This is a genomic window from Lamprobacter sp., from assembly GCF_034860625.1.
Classification (GTDB): domain Bacteria; phylum Pseudomonadota; class Gammaproteobacteria; order Chromatiales; family Chromatiaceae; genus Lamprobacter.
In genome coordinates, this window is the sequence record NZ_JAYESN010000720.1 from 1 (window position 1) to 697 (window position 697).

The 697-nt window shown below is 68.4% G+C and carries 1 pseudogene; it reads right to left on the reverse strand.

Going from position 1 to position 697, the window contains the following annotated elements:
* A pseudogene (locus VBE63_RS30955) lies at positions 1-697 on the reverse strand (AAA family ATPase); the annotation flags it as partial.

A 697-nucleotide genomic window follows, 5' to 3' on the forward strand; every position in this document is an offset into this window, starting at 1 on the left:
GATGCTGCGGGTGGCCAAGGCTTGCGCCAGGGTCTCGGCCAGGGCTTGGCTCTCGCTGGCCAGATGCGGGAAGTCCGCCAGCGCCCAGTCGGCCGCGGGTGCCGGCTCGATCAGTAAGGCGAGCAGCTCCTCGCGGGTTGTTGGAGCGGCCTCCAGCACCGTCTTCAGCAGCTCACTGGCGCTCAGAAAGTCTTCCAGATCGGCCTCTGGCTCATACGTCAACAATCCCAGCCGGCGCAGCGGTGCGCTGGCCTTGAGGATGTCCGCCAGGGTCGGATCAGGGATCGACAACAGTCGGCTCAGCCGTGCGCGGTTGATTGGACTGGTCGCGCGTGCAGCGGCGCGCAACAGCGTGCGCAGGGGCTCGGAGCTGGCATGATGCTCGAGATAGTCGAGCACCTGTGCCTCGATGGCATCGAGGTCCAGCACCTCGGCGAGAAGCCGCACGGTCGCGCTGACCGGCGCCGTTCCGTCGACGCTGCGCAGGCGGGCCTGTGCTGCTGCCGTGCCCTTAGCGAACAGGCTGCGCAGGAGTTGGTGACCATCCGTATCGTCGAGCTCGAGGGGCTCGGCGGCGACCGCATCGGCGTTGAAGGCCGCGAGCGTCTCGGGCTCGAGGTCGTCCTCATGCGCGGTGGCCCAGTGGGCCAGCGCTTGCGGCTCGAGCAGCGGTAGCAGCAGGCTCAGCAGCGAGGCA